This window comes from Rhizobium sp. SRI_017 (genome assembly GCF_057586295.1).
Genome location: NZ_JBYCZP010000001.1, coordinates 169,091 through 182,655, shown reverse-complemented (window position 1 = coordinate 182,655; position 13,565 = coordinate 169,091). Strand labels below are relative to the sequence as shown.

The window sequence follows — 13,565 nt, the reverse complement described above, 5'->3', positions numbered from 1 at the left end:
ATTTTCACAATTTGCATTCCGACCATGTCATAAGAAATCTGGTTAAGGCGAGCGGCGCTTCAAGCTTCTTTAACCCTAACCGTTTATCCCTATTATCCATAGAAACGTCGGGCTAACACATCGTTTTCGGTTAGCTGCATGAAGCTTTCCGCCGTTACCGGGCGCTAACCCGGAATGTCCCTTCAAGTCTTAGCGTTCAAAAAGGGGCGTATCAGTATGACAAGTATCATGACAAACAGTGCAGCCATGGCTGCGTTGAACACTCTTCGTTCGATCAACTCGGACATGGAAGAAACTCAGAGCCGCGTTTCTTCGGGTTACAAAGTCGAAACGGCTGCCGACAACGCTGCCTACTGGTCGATAGCCACCACGATGCGTTCGGACAACAAGGCGCTTGCGACCGTTCAGGACGCTCTCGCTTTCGGTGCCGCAAAGACAGATACCGCCTATACCGGTCTGAACGCGGCCATCGACGTCGTCACCGAAATCAAGGCCAAGCTGGTTGCCGCCCGCGAACCGGGTGTCGACAAGCTCAAGATCAACTCGGAACTGACCGAACTCAAGAACCAGCTGGTTTCGATCTCCGAATCCGCTGCATTCTCCGGCCAGAACTGGCTTTACAACGATGACTCCACAGCCAACGGCACTGTCGAAATGGTTGGCTCGTTCAACCGCGCTTCCGACAACACCGTGTCGGTCGGCATCCTGACTTTCGACACCTCGACCTCGACGCTGGTTGACACCAACGATGCGGCCCAGGGCCTTCTGACCGGCGACATCACCGTCACCGTTCCGGTCGGTACCGGTACGACGTCTGCGACCTACTTCCTAGTCAACGCAACCTCCACCACGGCTGCTTCCGGCACGGAAATCGCGCTGTCGGCTGCGACGACCAACGCCGACGTCGACGGCATGATCTCGGCTGTCGAGTCCATGCTCAGCTCGATGACCGACTCTGCCGCTACCCTCGGTGCCGCTAACGCCCGCATCGAGCTTCAGGACGCCTTCGTAGCCGACCTCATGGACGTGATCGACAAGGGCGTTGGCCGCCTCGTCGACGCTGACATGAATGAAGAGTCTACCAAGCTCAAGGCTCTGCAGACGCAGCAGCAGCTCGGCATCCAGGCGCTCTCGATCGCCAACTCCAACGCCGAAAACATCATCCAGCTCTTCCGCTAAGCGAAGAGGCATACCGGCTTCAGAGGCCGCCCGGATTTCCGGGCGGCCTCTTTCGTTGTGCGCCCGGGCAATCGCAATTCGGAATTTTTCGATAAGAAAGATGGTTAACGAGGAATATCTCTTCAGGTTTCTTTAACCATAAGAGTGTTTATTAGTGCTCATAGAAACGTCGGGCTAACAGATTTACCTGAGTTAGCTGGCATGAAGCTGTCCGTCGTTACCGGTTCGAATATCCCGGAATGTCCCTTCCAAATTTACCCGTTACACAAGGGGCAGTACGAACATGACGAGTATCATCACCAACACAGCCGCAATGGCGGCTCTCGACACACTCCGCTCGATCAATTCGAACATGGAGGAAACACAGAGCCACGTTTCTTCGGGCTACCGCGTCGAAACGGCCTCTGACAACGCTGCCTATTGGTCGATCGCAACCACCATGCGTTCGGACAACAAGGCGCTCTCGACCGTTCAGGACGCACTGGCTTTCGGTGCTGCAAAGACCGACACTGCTTATACCGGTCTGAATTCAGCCATCGACGTCGTCACCGAAATCAAGGCCAAGCTGGTTGCCGCCCGCGAACCGGGTGTCGACAAGCTCAAGATCAATTCGGAACTGACCGAACTCAAGAACCAGCTGATCTCCATCGCGGAATCTGCTTCGTTCTCCGGCCAGAACTGGCTCTATAACGACGACTCCACAGCCAACGGCTCCGTGGAAATGGTCGGCTCGTTCAACCGCGCTTCCGACAACACGGTGTCGGTCGGCATCCTGACCTTCGACACCTCGACCTCAACGCTGGTTGACACCAACGATGCGGCCCAGGGCCTTCTGACCGGCGACATCACCGTCACCGTTCCGGTCGGTACCGGTACGACGTCTGCGACCTACTTCCTGGTCAACGCAACCTCCACGACCGCAGCGTCGGGCACGGAAATTGCGCTGTCTGCTGCAACGACCAATACCGATGTCGATGGCATGATCTCGGCCATTGAAGTGATGCTGAGCTCGATGACCGACGCCGCCGCCGTCGTTGGTTCGACGAACATGCGCATCGAACTGCAGGAATCCTTTGTGGCCGATCTAATGGACGTGATCGACAAGGGTGTTGGCCGCCTCGTCGACGCCGACATGAATGAAGAGTCCACCAAGCTCAAGGCGCTGCAGACGCAGCAGCAGCTTGGCATCCAGGCGCTCTCGATCGCCAACTCCAATTCTGAAAACGTCCTCCAGCTCTTCCGTTAATCCACAAGAGCGAACGACTGACAAAAGAACGCCGGCTGCTTTCGCAGCCGGCGTTCTTCGCGTTTGAATGCGTATGGTTGCACGCCGTGCGATAGCCTGGCGGATCTCACGTCAGCCAGCCGCAAGCTTCAGCGCGCAGACTGACCCTGCAAACAGCTATGTCTGCCGGAAATCTGGTCTCCAGGATGAAGGCCAGGCGTGCAACTGCGGGCGCTGCCGGTTTAGATCTTGTTTATACAGCTTAATAAAGTCTTCTCCCGCGTCCCATTGTTAACCTCTGATTAACCATAGTTGTTTACACCAAGTTAACGAACGGCAGATCTTCCGCCCAGGGCAAGTGTGGTGGAGATAGCATGAAGCGAAGCTGCCGTTGCCGGTGCCCCGACTCCGGAATGGCCAGGAAACTCCCGATGGGGCAGGTTTAGTATGACCAGCATGATGACCAATGCAGCCGCAATGGCTGCTCTCCAGACATTGCGCGACATCAATGGCAAGATGGAGACGACGCAGCAGCGCATCTCCTCCGGCTACCGCGTCGAGACTGCATCCGACAACGCCGCCTATTGGTCGATCGCAACGACCATGCGTTCGGACAACAAGGCGCTTTCGACCGTCCAGGACGCTCTCGGCCTAGGCGCCGCGAAGACCGACACGGCCTATACCGGGCTTGAGACGGCCATCGACGTCATCACCGAAGTGAAAGCCAAGCTGGTCGCCGCCCGCGAACCCGGTGTCGACAAGAACAAGATCAACGAGGAACTGAAAGAGCTCAAGAATCAGCTCGGATCCATTGCGGAATCGGCCTCCTTCTCCGGCGAGAACTGGCTCTTCAACGATACCGCTTATCCGCCCACGATCGTGGAAATGGTCGGCTCCTTCAACCGCGCGTCCGATGGCACGGTCGCCGTCGAAACGCTGGAATTCGACACATCCACCTCGACGCTGATCGACATCAATGATGCAGCTCAGGGTATTCTCACCCGCGATACGGCTGTCTCCGTTCCCACTGGTACCGGTTCTACCTCGGCGACCTACTTCCTCCTCGACTCCGGCTCCGCCACTGCGGCCAGCGGTACCGAGATCACCCTCTCGATGACGACGACCGACAATGAAGTCTCCGGCATGATTTCCGCCGTCGACGCCATGCTTCAGACGCTGACCAACTCGGCAGCAACGCTCGGTTCGATCAACATGCGCATCGACATGCAGGACGACTTCGTCGCCACACTGCGAGATGTGATCGACAAGGGTATCGGCCGACTGGTCGACGCCGACATGAATGAAGAATCGACGAGGCTCAAGGCCTTGCAGACACAGCAGCAGCTCGGCATCCAGGCGCTTTCCATCGCCAATTCCAACGCCGAAAATATTCTGCAGCTCTTCAAGTAAGGGTAGCCGGGGCCAGATCGGCCCCGCACAAAAAGGGGTAATGGCGCGTCGTTCTCATACGGTGCCGCCGGAGGGGGAGGGTGGCCGCTACGGCGTGCACGGATCCCCAGGATTCCGCCGCGCCAACGGTCATCGGCGTGGATCGGGAAGATTGGGCCGCGTTATTGCCCTGGCGCGGCCCAATGCATTTCATCTTCGCACAAGATTGAACTTCTAGCGTCTCGGACAGAAATGCCGTGATCATGCGGCGGGGCACCACAAGAAGATGGCGGCGGCGATGAATGCCATGCTGACGAAGTATCTCAAGGACTTCAGCGTCCCTGAAACCACCGCACTGGTCGGGACGACCATGCTTTCGAGCCTGGCAGATTCCTCTCCGCTCGGCGACCTCGGCGATATGAACTTTCTCTCCGAACCGGAACCTCAGATCGATCTGGAAGCCGAGCGCAAGGAGGCCTTTGACGAGGGCTATGCCAAGGCGCGCGCCGAACTGGAAGAGCACTTCGCCGGCCAGTTGGTAACGATCGCCGAGGACCATCAGCATGAGGTCGTGGCCCAGGAAGAGCGCCACGATTCCGAAGTGATGCGCGTGATCCATGCTCGCTTCTTCGACATGACGGTGGCCATTTCGCAGTCCGTTGCCGACCAGACGCTGCAGGCGCTTCTGCCCATCATCGATGCTGATGTCGCGCGCCGTTCTGTCACTGCGCTCGCCGATGCAGTCCGCAAAGCGATGACGGAAGAGAAGGCTGCCGACGTGCTCGTTCGTGGTCCGATGCGGCTTTATGAGATGCTCAAGCCCAAATTCGATGAGCGCGGCATTGCCTGCCGGCATGTTGAAGCTGAGACGATCGATATTCTCGTCGAAATCAATGAAAGCGTGCTTACGACGCGTCTGTCGGTCTGGGCGCAGTCGCTTGCCGAGGTGATGGAATGAGCGAAGCGGAAAGCCACCACCACGGCAAAAACGAGATCATCATCGTCAAGCGCCACAGGGGCGATCACGATGGTCATCACGGTGGTGCGTGGAAGATTGCTTATGCCGACTTCATGACCGCCATGATGGCCTTCTTCCTCATCATGTGGCTCGTCAATGCTGCCAATGAAGAGACGAAGGCCGCCGTCGCTAGCTACTTCAATCCGATCAAGCTGACGAGCGAAGTTCCGCCCGACGAGGGCATCCAGACGCCCAAGCGCGCCAAGGACAAGAGCGAGTCCCAGGAGCAAACCAAGGATACCAAGGACGGCAAGTCGGCCGAGAAGGACAGCAATCCCGGCAAGGAAACCGAGTCCGATGCCGAGCTGGAGCAGGTCAAGTCATCAGAGGCGGACTACTTCGAAAACCCCTACGCTGTGATCGCCGAGATCGCGCAGGAGACCGAGGACAAGGCCAATATCAGCTTGCGCGGCGATGGTGGTGCCAATGACGCCGGCCCCGGAACAGGTGCCGACGGCGGCGAGGCCTTCAAGGACATATTCGACCCGGATTTCTGGACGCAACAGATCGAAATCTCCAAGACCTCGCCCGCCAATGCGAGCGATGTGCCGGCCGAGACCGCCGGCCTGCCGGGCGATGGCGAGATCATCAACGCCGACAATCCGGACTCCATGTTCAAGGGAACCGAGGACGAGGGCGACAAGAAGAGCGGCGAGCAGCCGAAGGGCGACCTGAAGGCAGGCGAGGGGCTGACCGACAAGTCCGACATCGGCGACAAGGAAAAGCAGGCCAAGGCAGACCAGGACAAGCCATCCGACAAGAAGGAAGATGGCAAGACCGATAAGTCCAAGCTCGGCAAGACCGATCACGACAAGGACGGCAAGTCGGATCAGCAAGAGCTCGGCAAGAACGAGAAGGCGCTGCTCGCCAAGTTCGACAAGGACAAAAACGGCAAGCTCGACGACGGCGAGCTCAAGGTGGCGAATGAGGCCAAGCAGGCCGCCGAATTGCAGGATGCGCTACGCAAGGCGCTCGGCAACCGCGCGGGCTATCTGGCGGAGGGCCTGATCGTTCAGCCCGCAGAAGGCGGCATGTTGATCAGCATCACCGACCAGGTGAAGACGCCGATGTTCCGCTCGGCGTCGGCCATTCCGACCAAGGAAACCGTTGCCGCGATGGAAACCATCGCCAAGCTGCTCAAGGCACGCAAGGGGAAGATCGCCATCCGCGGTCATACCGACGGCCGCCCGTACAAGTCCAAGACCTTTGACAACTGGCGGCTTTCCACCGCGCGTGCCCAGAGCGCCTATTTCATGCTGATGCGGAGCGGTATCGAGGAGGGGCGCGTGTCGCAGATCTCCGGCTTCGCTGACCATCGGCTGAAGTTCGAGAAGGATCCGCTCAACCCGGGCAACCGGCGGATCGAGATCCTGCTCCAGGCGGATGCGGGGTAACCGATGGTTACTCGCTCGCCCCGTCTGATCACTGTCGTCACCTTGTGTGTCGCGCTCGCTTTGCCGGTCGCGCCTCGCGCGGAGGACTCTTCGACCTCGGCGCCACCCTATCTGCTCGTGCGGTCGCTTCAGACGATCCAGGACAAGGTCATCGGCGGGGACATCGAGTCCCTCGAGGTGCAGCGCTATCTGCTCAATGAAATCGACCGGCGGCTGCGCACGATCGACATGGCCGTGTTCGACGATCCGCGCAATGTCGACGCGGCGCTGATTTTCGCCATGAGCGGCGGCAACCCCGAAACGCTCGATATCCTCGCCGAACGTGACGTCGAGGGCAATTTCGACAATCGCGTTACCAGCATACTGCGGCGCTACCTCGCGGGCCGCGGATCCACGGCCACGAAGCAGTTGAAGGACGTGGTGCCCGAATACCGCAACACGCGCATCGGTCCCTATCTCGAACTCATCGGCGCCAACGCGCTGATGGAGGATCAGACCGACGTGGCGCTGAAGTTCTTTGACTGGGCCCGCATCGAAGCGCCAGGCACGATCGTGGAGGAAGCGGCGCTTCGCCGTGCGCTCGCCATCACATCGCAGAAGGGCGACGCCAAGCGCGCTCTGCCCTACGCCCGGCGCTATGCGCGCCGCTTCATGAACTCTCCCTATGCCTCGCAGTTCGCCGACATCTTCGTGTCGTTGGCGATGGATCACAAGGAGGCGTTGCCGCCCCCGGAGATCAAGGCGGTGCTATCGCTCGTCGAACGCAAGCGTCAGCGCGAGATCTACCTGCGTCTTGGCCGACGCGCCGCCATCGGTGGCGACAAGGAACTGGCGGAGTTCGCTTCCCGCGAGGCACGACGATTGTCAACCAGTGAAGACAGCGGCCAACTGGCCCTGGCCGAGCTTTACTCCGGTCTCGTCAACGTACCCACGGATGGGATCGAGAAGGTTCTGCGGGAGCTTGCCGAGATTCCCGACAAGGCGCTTTCGCCCAAGGATCGTTTCCTGCGCGATGCGGCAACGGTGATTGGCGAGGAAGTATTGCGGCCGCCCAGCGAGACCAGTCTGAAGCAAGTAAGGCAGGCTATGGTCGACAAAGAATATCGGGACATGATGTCCGAACGCGTCGCGAAAGCGGTCACGGAGGCAGCCACGGAAACGCCGGTGCTGCCCGATCCTCTTCCCAATGCCGAAGACCTGCCGGTGGAAACACGGATGCAGGCCCTCGATTCCCGGATTAATCGGATTGAGGACTTCGTGAGCGCGGGCAAATCAAAACTCAAAGATATCGACGCGCTTCTTTCAACAGAAAGCAATTGACGATGATCGACCAACTTCCAACCGCCGTGCCGCAACCGGCACAATCGGCCAATTCGGCAAATCGTGACCGCAAGCAGGCTTCGGCGGAAAAGGACGACCAGGCAAACAGCTTCGAGGACATCGTCTCGAAGGCTGGCCAGCAGGAGTCACACCGTGGCAAGGGCAAGGACGGGGAGATCGATCTTCGGCCGCAGTCAGAAGCAGAATCACGACGCTCGACCGACAACCGATCCAAGACGACTTTCGAACTTTCTGCGGCGCTTCGCGGCTTCGGGACGTCGGCGCAGACGCAAGTCCAAAACCCAACGCAAGTGCAGGCTCTGACGCAAGCCCAGGCTCTAACTCAATCCCAAACGCTAACTCAAGCCCAAACTCAAGTCCAGGTTCTCAACCAAGCCCAGGCCAATGAGCATGCGCAACTGAAGATCACGGTCGAGGACATTGCCAGGGTGGCGCACAGCGTCGATCAGGCCGGCGAGCAGGCTGAGGCCCGGTTGGCCAAACTGGTCGAGAAGCTCAAGGATGCCGAACAACAGGCAGAGAAGTTGGCGAACAAGATCCAGCAGGTCTCAGGCGATGCTGACGCTGACGCCGGCCAACCTTTGACGCCGTCCGACGAACTTGGCCTCCTTCTAGGTCTCACCAAGGAAACGGACGCCAAGCACGGCAAGAAATCGTCCGATGATGATAAAGTGGAAAAGACCGATGATGATGATGAGCAGGATTCCCACGGGGACAAGCTGACCACGAACAGTGATACGTCGCGCGTGGATCACATCGCAGCAGGAGCCGATGCCAAGCTCGCCAAGGACAGCCCCGCGGCAGATGACAAGTCATCCCACAACGACGTCGTAAGACTCGTCAGTGCCAATGGCCGCGGTCGCTCGGTCGATATCGATGTGTCCACGGTCCCCGGTGACACGCAACGTGAAGCGGCCAAGCCCGCGACCACAGCGAAGGTCGATACTGCGACAGTGCTCGAAGCACGCCGCTATCTCGGCTTCACACCCGAGCCGAATGCAACGGCGCTCACAACGGCAATCAAGGCAGATCCCACTTGGACGGAAGCCCTGCATGCTGCCCAGAGTTCTGACCTCAGCACGCTCGGCAACACTGTGAGCGAGGTCAACACCCTCAAGCTCCAGATGAACCCGGAAAATCTGGGCAACATGGTGGCTACGCTGAAGCTCAAGGGCGAGGAACTCACGGTCGAACTGCGTGTGGACTCGATCGAGGCCTATCAGCAGCTCTCCGCAGATCATGACGATATCGTCAGGGGGCTGCAGGATCAGGGCTTCTCCATCGACAAGGTAACGGTGCAACTGAATGCGGCTGACAGGACCAATACGGGTGCAGATCGAGACATGGCGCGGCAGGGGCAGGCCCAGCGTGATGCAGAGGCCCAGCAGCGTGACGGACAGAGCAACCAGTCCGGTCGCAACGACGGCCAGCGCGAGCAGCCGCGCTGGACGCCGTCTGGCACGAGCGCCGATGGCACTGCTGGCGACGGCAGCTCTGATCCTGGCCGGGCCGGCAATCTCTATCTCTGACGCAACGGCGTCGCAGGGTGGCATCTGTGAGCGCGAGATCGCCGCTGCGGCCACAAAATATGGCGTCCCGGAAGGTATTCTCTATTCGGTGGGGTTGACGGAGACGGGCAAGCGCGGCTCGCTCCAGCCCTGGGCGCTCAATGTCGAGGGCAAGGCGATTTTCGCCGACTCCCGCGACGACGCGTTACAGGCGTTCGAGGACGCCCGTAGCCAGGGCGCCAAGCTCATCGATCTCGGCTGCATGCAGATCAATCACCATTATCACGGCGACCAATTTGCGGCGCCGGAGGACATGCTGAACCCCCGCCGCAATGTCGAATATGCCGCAAAATTTCTCTCGCGGCTGCATGCGAAGCATGTCACATGGACCATGGCGGTGGCTCGCTATCACGCGGGCCCGAACAACGATCCGGCACAAAAGCGGTACGTGTGCCGGGTGATTTCGAACCTCGTCGCGACGGGGTACGGAAAATGGACCGCCACGGCGTCCGAGTTCTGCGACAACCCACAGTAGACAATCGCCTTGGTTGAATCGGACTGCGCGCAAATTGGGCGGCAATGTGGCGAGTCAAGCCATGAGTCGTTTTTTGCAGGGAATTAACCATACGTTAATGTGCAAAACGGAATTTAGTGTCTGCCTCTAGGAATTGACACAATATATAGCGCAAATCGGCATTCAGTGGTTAATCTACTGTTAATTTGTATGACTGACTTCTTCGATATTTACGGCGATTCGCAGGATTCGTACTCATTGGTCATTGGAAATTCACACGATGATTCGGAGGCGGACGATGATCGTAGTGGTTGATGAGCGTACACTTGTAAAAGATGGCTACACTTCCCTATTTTTCCGTGAAGGCGTGCCTTCCACGGGATTTGATCCAGGGGAATTCGGGGAGTGGGTCTTGACGGCAGCTGACACGGATATTGATGCCGTGGAAGCGTTCCTGATCGGACAGTCCGAGCTCTCGCTCGACCTGCCGAGGGCGATCAGGGATCGGAGCCAGGCACCGGTTATCGCGGTGTCGGATTCTCCCTCTCTAGAAACGACGCTGGCATTCTTCGATTGCGGCGTGGATGACGTGGTGAGAAAGCCGGTTCATCCCAGAGAGATTCTGGCACGTGCGGCGGCAATTCGGCGCCGGCAGAAAGTCCAAAACAACTACACCGATATCGGCCAAGTCAGGGTTTTCTCGGATGGTCGGGATCCCGAGATCGCAGGGGAAGTGTTCCCGCTGCCGCGGCGCGAGCGTCGAATCCTCGAATATTTGGTGGCCAATCGTGGCCGCCGCGTTTCGAAGACCCAGATCTTCAATGCGATCTACGGCATCTTCGATGAGGATGTTGAAGAGAATGTGGTGGAAAGCCACATCTCCAAGCTTCGCAAGAAGCTCCGTAAGCGCCTCGGCTTCGACCCGATCGATTCCAAGCGCTTCCTCGGATACTGCATCGATTGGCAGTAAACGGTCGATCGGCAATCCGATCCCAGTAAGTTGACATGAATGGCGGGTTTCGCGTGATGCGGTGCCCGCCATTTCTTTTGCCCGGTGGCCGGTTGCGTGCCTGGCTGGGCAGTGGCGTCGACCGCCGAAATTATCATTTAGTTTCAGTCATATATTTTGTCTCTGCGTGAAAACCCAGGATAAGCGCATCGGTCGGGCGACCTATAAGGTTCACGCAAGCCGCGCTCCCTACTCTCCCAATGAACGACGGACACGAGGATCCGATATGAGCCTTTATGGAATGATGAGAACCGGTTCGTCCGGTATGAATGCACAAGCCAGCCGCCTGAGCACGGTTGCTGACAATATCGCAAACGCCAGCACCACCGGCTACAAGGCAGCGTCGACCGAATTTTCTTCGCTGCTGCTGCCTTCGGTGTCCGGCAACTACAACTCGGGTGCGGTGCAGACCGACGTTCGATACGGCATCAGCAATCAGGGCGCTCTGCAATACACGTCTTCGACCACAGACCTTGCCATCAACGGCAACGGCTTCTTCGTCGTCGAGGACCCGAGCGGTGTTCCCTACATGACGCGCGCCGGTTCCTTTGTGCCGAATGGCAGTGGTGAACTGGTCAATGCCGGCGGCTACAAGCTGCTGGGGTACCCCTACACCGAAGACGACCCGACGCCGGTGGTGAACGGCTATGCTGGCCTAGAGCCCGTCAAGATTGCCTCGGATGGCCTCGTCGCGACGGGTTCCACGCTGGGCACCTTTATCGCCAACCTCGATGCCAGCGCGGACGATCTCGCTGCTCCGTGGGCGGCTGTTGGCGACGACTTCACACATAAGACCTCTATCAAGGCATTCGACACCCTCGGCAACGAAGTGATCTTCGACGTCTACTTCTCGAAGACAGCCGACAATACATGGCAGATGGATGTCGCCGACCAGGAAACCGGCACGGTCGTGGCCGGCGGTATCGCCCTGACCTTTGATCCGACGAACGGTAAGTTGGACGCCGCCTCGCTGACGGCAGCCGAAGTGGCGCTGGCTGCCACCGGTCCTACCGACACGCCGCCAAACATGCTCGCGATGACTTTGGATTTCACCGGCCTGACACAGCTCAACTATGATTTCACAATCAGTGCCGAAGTCGACGGCAACGCGCCGAGCGAAGTCGAGAAGATCCAGGTCGCTGAAGACGGCATCGTCTACGCCCAATACAAGAATGGCGATCTTCTTCCGATGTATCGACTGGCTATGGCGCAGGTGCAGAGCCCCGATGAGCTTCGGGTGATTTCGGGCAATGTCTACGCCCAGAGCAATGACTCCGGCATCGTCATCTTGGGCTTCCCCGGCGCGAATGGCATGGGTTCGATCGTCTCCGGCGCTCTCGAAAACTCTACCGTCGACATCGCCGAAGAGCTGACCCGTATGATCGAGTCGCAGCGAACCTATACGGCCAACTCCAAGGTGTTCCAGACCGGTTCAGACTTGATGGACGTTCTCGTCAACCTGAAGCGATAAGTTTGAAAGATAGGCCAGCGTCATGTCATTGTCCTCGGCGATCAGCACTGCACAGTCGATCTTCTCCAACACGGGGCTGCAAGCCTCGGCGCTTTCGAAGAACATCGAAAACGCGTCCAACCCGGACTATGCGCGCCGGGTAGGAACCCTGACGGTCGACTCCAATGGTGCGCAGAAGCTCGTCATCGAGCGGACATATGACAACGGCCTGGTCAAGCAGGTCATGCATTCGACGGCGGATGCTGCAGCGCAGGAAGTGCTGCAGCAGAAGCTTCAAGGCATCAAGTCGCTGCTCGGCGGCAACGACTACGAGACCGCGCCGTCCACCTATCTCAAGACATTGCGCGACAATCTGCAAGCCTATGCCACCAAGCCCAACGAATCGACGCTAGCAGCGACGGTCGTGTCGAGCGCAAGGGATGTGGCGAATTCGCTGAACGGGATCTCCACCGAAATTCAGTCAATGCGCGGCACGATCGATCGAGAGATTTCGGATCTCATCGAGAAGCTGAACGGGTTGCTTAAGCAGTTCACCGACGTGAACGGTGCCATCAAGTCCGGCACGGCTCTCGGCAAGGATGTGAACAACGAGCTCGACATGCGCGAGCGCTATCTGAAGCAGATCTCGGAGATCGTTGGGGTCCGCTCGTTCGTCCGCGACAACAACGATATGGCGCTTTACACCACCGACGGCACCATGCTGTTCGACTCCGGTGCGCGCGAAATATCGTTCCTGCCGCAACCGGCATATGATGCGACGACCGTCGGCAATCCTGTCGTAATCGACGGCCAGGAAGTCAGCGCCGGCGAGACTGGAAATTCCACCGCCCAAGGCAAGCTGCAGGCGCTCCTGCAGATGCGCGACGACATCATCCCGACCTATCAGAACCAGCTCGACGAAACCGCACGCGGCATGGTCGAGCTCTTCCAGCAGGAAGACCAGACCGGCGGCGGTGCCAACCCGATTCCCGGTCTCTTCACCTGGACCGGCTACGCCGCCGGCGATCTCATTCCGGTGACGGGGACGCTCACTCCGGGCCTTTCTGCCGTGCTCAAGGTCAATGATACGCTCGTCAAGTCGCTGGCCGGCGATCCGACGCTGCTCCGGGACGGCGGTTATGATGTCGACGGACTTGGGCTCGTGACGGGTGACTACCTCGGCAACACGAATGATGAGGCGGGCTATTCCGATCTGCTCGACGGCTATGTCGCCGGCTTCGAGGCGGAACGGGATTTCGACCCCGATGCCATGATCGATGCCAGGACCAGCATCGGCGAATATGCGACGGGTTCGGTGGGCTGGCTGGAACAGCTGATCTCCGAAAGTGCCGCTGCCATGGAAAACAAGGATGCGCAGCTCACGCGTGTGAGCGAAGCGCTTTCCAACACCACCGGCGTCAGCCTCGATGAGGAAATGTCGCTGATGCTCGATCTCGAGCAGAGCTACAAAGCCTCAAGCAAACTGGTCGCGACCGTCGATGAGATGATCCAGGCCCTACTCGCATCTGTCGGATGAT

Annotated in this window: 11 protein-coding genes; all 11 read left to right on the top strand. The window is 58.8% G+C overall.

The annotated features are described in order from the left end of the window. The first annotated feature begins 216 nt into the window (after window positions 1-216). The 11 genes from AC2YI2_RS00915 (at window position 217) to flgK (ending at window position 13,564) form a co-directional block, all read left to right on the top strand. Entirely contained in the window at window positions 217-1,179 is a 963-nt protein-coding gene (locus tag AC2YI2_RS00915; RefSeq protein WP_487384536.1) for a flagellin N-terminal helical domain-containing protein, read from the top strand. Between the two features lie 283 nt (window positions 1,180-1,462). After that, on the top strand, window positions 1,463-2,425 hold the full coding sequence (locus AC2YI2_RS00910; protein ID WP_487384535.1) for a flagellin N-terminal helical domain-containing protein: 963 nt from the start codon (window positions 1,463-1,465) through the stop codon (window positions 2,423-2,425). Window positions 2,426-2,851: 426 nt separating this feature from the next. Continuing rightward, a complete protein-coding gene (locus tag AC2YI2_RS00905; RefSeq protein ID WP_487384534.1) occupies window positions 2,852-3,814 on the top strand; it encodes a flagellin N-terminal helical domain-containing protein in 963 nt (320 codons plus the stop codon). A 277-nt stretch (window positions 3,815-4,091) separates the two neighbouring features. Further along, the gene (locus AC2YI2_RS00900) at window positions 4,092-4,751 is read left to right on the top strand and encodes a hypothetical protein (RefSeq protein ID WP_487384533.1); all 660 of its coding nucleotides are present in this window, start codon (window positions 4,092-4,094) and stop codon (window positions 4,749-4,751) included. Further along, entirely contained in the window at window positions 4,748-6,205 is a 1,458-nt protein-coding gene (locus tag AC2YI2_RS00895) for a MotB family protein (protein WP_487384532.1), read from the top strand. Before AC2YI2_RS00900 ends, AC2YI2_RS00895 begins: the two co-directional genes overlap by 4 nt. Window positions 6,206-6,208: 3 nt before the next feature. Further along, a complete protein-coding gene (locus AC2YI2_RS00890) occupies window positions 6,209-7,525 on the top strand; it encodes a chemotaxis protein (protein WP_487384531.1) in 1,317 nt (438 codons plus the stop codon). 2 nt (window positions 7,526-7,527) lie between these two features. Beyond that, window positions 7,528-9,075 (top strand): flagellar hook-length control protein FliK, encoded by a 1,548-nt coding sequence (locus AC2YI2_RS00885; protein ID WP_487384530.1) that lies wholly within the window; start codon window positions 7,528-7,530, stop codon window positions 9,073-9,075. Then, window positions 9,017-9,589: a transglycosylase SLT domain-containing protein gene (locus AC2YI2_RS00880; RefSeq protein ID WP_487384529.1), complete on the top strand. Its 573-nt coding sequence runs from the start codon at window positions 9,017-9,019 to the stop codon at window positions 9,587-9,589. Before AC2YI2_RS00885 ends, AC2YI2_RS00880 begins: the two co-directional genes overlap by 59 nt. Before the next feature lie 277 nt (window positions 9,590-9,866). Beyond that, window positions 9,867-10,538 carry a transcriptional activator Rem gene (rem, locus tag AC2YI2_RS00875; RefSeq protein WP_487384528.1) on the top strand — a complete coding sequence of 224 codons (672 nt, stop codon included), beginning with the start codon at window positions 9,867-9,869 and terminating at the stop codon, window positions 10,536-10,538. 265 nt (window positions 10,539-10,803) lie between these two features. Continuing rightward, window positions 10,804-12,048, top strand: a complete 1,245-nt coding sequence (locus AC2YI2_RS00870) for a flagellar hook protein FlgE (RefSeq protein ID WP_487384527.1) — start codon at window positions 10,804-10,806, stop codon at window positions 12,046-12,048. A gap of 22 nt (window positions 12,049-12,070) precedes the next feature. Then, the gene (flgK, locus tag AC2YI2_RS00865) at window positions 12,071-13,564 is read left to right on the top strand and encodes a flagellar hook-associated protein FlgK (protein ID WP_487384526.1); all 1,494 of its coding nucleotides are present in this window, start codon (window positions 12,071-12,073) and stop codon (window positions 13,562-13,564) included. Window position 13,565 lies beyond the last annotated feature (1 nt).

Excerpts from the sequence above, each read along its gene's own strand:
- AC2YI2_RS00915 (WP_487384536.1), top strand. The coding sequence starts at position 217 with ATGACAAGTATCATGACAAACAGTGCAGCCATGGCTGCGTTGAACACT.
- AC2YI2_RS00910 (WP_487384535.1), top strand. The coding sequence starts at position 1,463 with ATGACGAGTATCATCACCAACACAGCCGCAATGGCGGCTCTCGACACA.
- AC2YI2_RS00905 (WP_487384534.1), top strand. The coding sequence starts at position 2,852 with ATGACCAGCATGATGACCAATGCAGCCGCAATGGCTGCTCTCCAGACA.
- AC2YI2_RS00900 (WP_487384533.1), top strand. The coding sequence starts at position 4,092 with ATGAATGCCATGCTGACGAAGTATCTCAAGGACTTCAGCGTCCCTGAA.
- AC2YI2_RS00895 (WP_487384532.1), top strand. The coding sequence starts at position 4,748 with ATGAGCGAAGCGGAAAGCCACCACCACGGCAAAAACGAGATCATCATC.
- AC2YI2_RS00890 (WP_487384531.1), top strand. The coding sequence starts at position 6,209 with ATGGTTACTCGCTCGCCCCGTCTGATCACTGTCGTCACCTTGTGTGTC.
- AC2YI2_RS00885 (WP_487384530.1), top strand. The coding sequence starts at position 7,528 with ATGATCGACCAACTTCCAACCGCCGTGCCGCAACCGGCACAATCGGCC.
- AC2YI2_RS00880 (WP_487384529.1), top strand. The coding sequence starts at position 9,017 with ATGGCACTGCTGGCGACGGCAGCTCTGATCCTGGCCGGGCCGGCAATC.
- rem (WP_487384528.1), top strand. The coding sequence starts at position 9,867 with ATGATCGTAGTGGTTGATGAGCGTACACTTGTAAAAGATGGCTACACT.
- AC2YI2_RS00870 (WP_487384527.1), top strand. The coding sequence starts at position 10,804 with ATGAGCCTTTATGGAATGATGAGAACCGGTTCGTCCGGTATGAATGCA.
- flgK (WP_487384526.1), top strand. The coding sequence starts at position 12,071 with ATGTCATTGTCCTCGGCGATCAGCACTGCACAGTCGATCTTCTCCAAC.